Genomic DNA, 3,783 nt, shown 5'->3' with positions numbered 1-3,783 from the left:
GACCTCCGTCATCTTCAACTCAGGCGTAACACCAGGCCGTGGGGAGCTTCCCTGGGTACATTTGGCAGACAGTCTCCTGGGTGCAGGACTCCGATTGAAAAAAGTATTCGCCCCGGAACACGGCTTCAGGGGCCTGGTGGATGCGGGGGAAAAGGTGCCGGATGGTCGGGATACGCAAACCGGCCTCCCTGTGTTATCCCTCCATGGAAGTCATCGAAAACCAACACCCGAACAGTTGGAGGGACTGGATCTCGTTCTTTTTGATATACAAGATGTGGGGGTGCGCTTTTACACCTATATCGCTACGCTTCAACTCGTGATGGAGGCGTGTGCAGAAGCAGGTATTCCGATGGTGGTGCTGGACCGCCCGAATCCGAATATTCACTATGTGGACGGGCCGGTCATGGAAAAAGAACACAGGGGCTTTTTAGGAAAAACAGAAATTCCGCTCGTCTACGGGATGACTATGGGTGAATACGCCCAAATGATCAATGAGGAAGGTTGGCTACAGGACGGTGTAAAAGCAGACTTAACGGTTATTCCCCTGGCCCGTTATACCCGGGATACCCCTTATGTGCTTCCTATCCCCCCCTCCCCCAACCTACCCAATCAGCAAGCCGTACGCCTGTATCCAAGTCTCGGGCTTTTTGAAGGTACGCACGTGAATGCGGGTAGGGGAACGAGCCTGCAATTCCAATCTTTTGGGGCACCGTTTTTGTCAGAATCCCATTTCAAATTTGCCTACACGCCGGAGTCACGTCCCGGAGCCCGGAATCCGAAACACCTCGGAACATTATGTCGGGGGAGGGATTTAAGCCGTGTGATCCCCCCGGATGCCGTAGATTTAAAATGGCTTGTGGAAGCCTATACATACCGGGATACAAATACAGATTTCTTTAAAACAGGAGGGTTTACCAAACACGCCGGCACAACAGTCCTGCAAGAACAGATAGAAGATGGGATGACTGCTGCCCAGATCCGCGAAACATGGCAGGGACCCCTTGAAGATTTTAAAACAATCAGGGCGAAATACCTGATCTACGATTAAGGGGTATCCTTTCCTGGCACTTCCACGGTAGTGGGTCTCCGATATTTGTGGAAGGGCTGCTTCAGGAGTCCTGAGACACTGCTGTTTTCCTTCCTGTCCGGGAAGGTATCTACCCCATAGACAATCGAATCCCGCTCCAGCTCCATATAGGTTCCAAAAAGCCGGTCCCAAATCGAAAAGATATTGCCGTAATTCGAATCTGTATATGGGAGGACATAATGGTGGTGTACCTTATGCATGTCCGGGGAAACCAATACCCAACTCAAGGCCTTATCCACATTCCTCGGCAGGCGAATATTGGCATGGGTAAACTGGGTAGCCACCAGGGAAAGGGATTGATAAAGCATGACAATCCCGATGGGCGTACCTACCAGAAAAACCCCGGTAAGTGTGAAAGCAAAACGGATCAGGCTCTCAATGGGATGGTGCCGGTTTGCGGTGGTTGTATCTACCTCCTGATCTGAGTGGTGTACCAGGTGAACCATCCACAGCGGTTTAACTTTGTGCTCTACATAATGGGCGAGGTAGGCGCCAAAAAAATCGAGAAGTAATACCCCGAGCAGTACATAAAGCCATAGGGGCATTTCCGGGAGCCAGTTGATGATTCCAAAGTCGTTCGCCTGCACCCAGTCACTGGTTTTTAAGAGTAGGAAGGCCAGTGCAAAATTCACAATAATAGTCGTCAGGGTAAAAAAGAAGTTCGGCAAAGCGTGCCGCCACTTTCTGTAGTTGAATTTAAAAAGGGGGACGGCCCCTTCCAGAATCCAGAAAAAAGAAATCCCCAATACTAAAATCAGACTTCTGTGCGCAGAAGGAATACTCTCAAAATAGCTGATCACCGTTTCCATATTGTAAAAATATCAAATTCCGAAATGATTTCTGAACTCCTTTTGCATATTCAGATCACAGGTACTTTGGATATTGTGCCTTAAGGGCCTCCACAATGCGGAAGGCCGCCGGACATATTGCGACGTTTTTGAGGGTGAGCTTGTGGATCTGCTGAAATTTACGCCGATCGGTATGGGGAAATTCGCGGCAGGCTTTAGGCCTTACGCTGTATATCCCACAGAAGTTATCCGCTCCCAGAAAGGCACAGGGTACCTCCTGAAGCACCATATCCCCCTCTTCATCCCGCCTGAGGTAGGTGGTACTGAATTCTGAAGGTTTCATTTTCAAATGACGGGAAATCCGAACGATGTCGTGGTCTGTAAACAAAGGGCCCGTCGTGCGGCAGCAATTCCCGCATTGCAGGCAATCCGTCCTTTGGAATTCTTCGTTGTGCAGTTCCTGCATGGTGGTGTCCAGATTTTTCGGGGGCCGCGCCTTTAATTTCTTAAAAAAGCGGGCACTCTCGGGATGTTTTTGAGCGGCTTGCTGGGGGAGTTCCCTTAATTCATCCTGCATATAAGTAGGTATTTGGCTACCTTTGCAGACTCTTAAAAATCAGAGGGGTAACCTGTTGATGCTCAAAAATACACTCCATGGATCTCCTGGGAAAGGCTTTACTGGATTTTTATAAGGAACAGTCCAAAGGACCCCTTCGCAGCCACAGTTCCCTGGGAGGCGTAGAAGAAGTGCCGGTTTCCTATTTTTTCAGGCCTTTTCCAACAATGCCCGACATTGAGCAGGAGGCCCTCTTACAGTGCCGCGGATCTGTCCTTGATATAGGTTGTGGCGCCGGCAGCCATTGTCTTTATTTACAGGAATCAGGACTGGATTGCACTGGTCTCGACAATTCCCCTGAAGGGATTCAAGTGGCTACCGAAAGAGGTGTTTTAAATACTGTTTGCGCAGATATCCTTACCTTTCAGTCGGGTAAATTCGACACACTCCTTTTGTTGATGAATGGAATTGGTATTGCCGGTTCTCTGGAAGCATTTCCCAAATTTTTGAAGCACTTAAAGGATTTGCTGCAACCCGGAGGCCAAATCCTGATGGATTCCAGTGACCTTATCTATATGTTTGACACGGATGATGACGGGGGTATTTGGGTTCCTGCAGAAGTCGCATACTATGGTGAAGTCCGTTACAAATGGGAGTACTCCGGGAAGTTCGGCCCGGAATTTCCATGGTTATTTCTGGATCTGCAAACCCTTAGTGAGCAAGCTTCATCAGCCGGGTTTGAGGTAGAATGGATCAAAAACGGACCCCATTTCGATTATTTGGCACGCCTGACTCCGATTGTAAAGTGAATTGCCCTGAAAACCTTAGATTTACAAAAAAAATAATGTTTAAAAGGATTTTGTTTCTGGTGGTGCTCATCACACTCCTGGTCCCCTATGGCTGCACGGATGACACCGACATATCAGATGGTACTTCCGGCGTAGTAGACCGTTCTGGGAACTTACTGAGCGCCGGTGCGAGCGGAGAAGACATTGTCAACAATACGAGTTTTGACCGGATTCTCATAGAAATCGCCTATGTCGACGGCTTCCGACCGACCAACCTGTCCCTGGACAACCTCACTCAATACCTGCAGGCGCACACCCAAAAGGAAGATATCCGCTACAGCTTTCTCCCTTTGACGTCCCCTGACGACGAATCGCTGTCCCTGGAGGAAATAGCGCGTCTGGAAACTGAAAACAGAACCACTTATAACGATGGCCGCGACCTCTCCGTGTATATCTATTTTGCAGATGCTCCTTCGGTTAATGATGATGAATCTGAAGGTTTGGTCACCTTGGGAGCCGTCTATAGAAACACCTCTATGGTGATACACGAAAGTACGATCCGGG

General features: G+C 49.1%; 4 protein-coding genes and 1 pseudogene. 3 read left to right on the top strand and 2 right to left on the bottom strand.

Annotated features, from left to right (window positions below; translation table 11 throughout):
- Positions 1-1,048: exo-beta-N-acetylmuramidase NamZ family protein (locus WBV75_RS08120; RefSeq protein WP_424120132.1), on the top strand; the 1,048-nt coding region annotated here is incomplete at its 5' end.
- Here the strand turns inward: WBV75_RS08120 and WBV75_RS08115 are convergent.
- Positions 1,045-1,896 carry a sterol desaturase family protein gene (locus WBV75_RS08115; RefSeq protein ID WP_424120131.1) on the bottom strand — a complete coding sequence of 284 codons (852 nt, stop codon included), beginning with the start codon at positions 1,894-1,896 and terminating at the stop codon, positions 1,045-1,047. The two genes, WBV75_RS08120 and WBV75_RS08115, sit on opposite strands and share 4 nt — an antisense overlap.
- Positions 1,897-1,951: 55 nt before the next feature.
- The gene (locus WBV75_RS08110) at positions 1,952-2,452 is read right to left on the bottom strand and encodes a YkgJ family cysteine cluster protein (protein WP_424120130.1); all 501 of its coding nucleotides are present in this window, start codon (positions 2,450-2,452) and stop codon (positions 1,952-1,954) included.
- A gap of 77 nt (positions 2,453-2,529) precedes the next feature.
- Here WBV75_RS08110 and WBV75_RS08105 point away from each other — a divergent pair, with 77 nt between their 5' ends.
- Both WBV75_RS08105 and WBV75_RS08100 read left to right on the top strand, forming a co-directional pair.
- The gene (locus WBV75_RS08105) at positions 2,530-3,240 is read left to right on the top strand and encodes a class I SAM-dependent methyltransferase (protein ID WP_424120129.1); all 711 of its coding nucleotides are present in this window, start codon (positions 2,530-2,532) and stop codon (positions 3,238-3,240) included.
- Between the two features lie 35 nt (positions 3,241-3,275).
- Positions 3,276-3,783: pseudogene (locus tag WBV75_RS08100) on the top strand (hypothetical protein); the annotation flags it as partial.

This window comes from Robiginitalea sp., assembly GCF_049588695.1.
GTDB lineage: Bacteria > Bacteroidota > Bacteroidia > Flavobacteriales > Flavobacteriaceae > Robiginitalea.
The sequence above is the reverse complement of the archived record's forward strand: the minus strand, read 5'-3'. Positions and strand labels throughout refer to the sequence as shown.

Excerpts from the sequence above, each read along its gene's own strand:
- WBV75_RS08115 (WP_424120131.1), bottom strand. The coding sequence starts at position 1,896 with ATGGAAACGGTGATCAGCTATTTTGAGAGTATTCCTTCTGCGCACAGA.
- WBV75_RS08110 (WP_424120130.1), bottom strand. The coding sequence starts at position 2,452 with ATGCAGGATGAATTAAGGGAACTCCCCCAGCAAGCCGCTCAAAAACAT.
- WBV75_RS08105 (WP_424120129.1), top strand. The coding sequence starts at position 2,530 with ATGGATCTCCTGGGAAAGGCTTTACTGGATTTTTATAAGGAACAGTCC.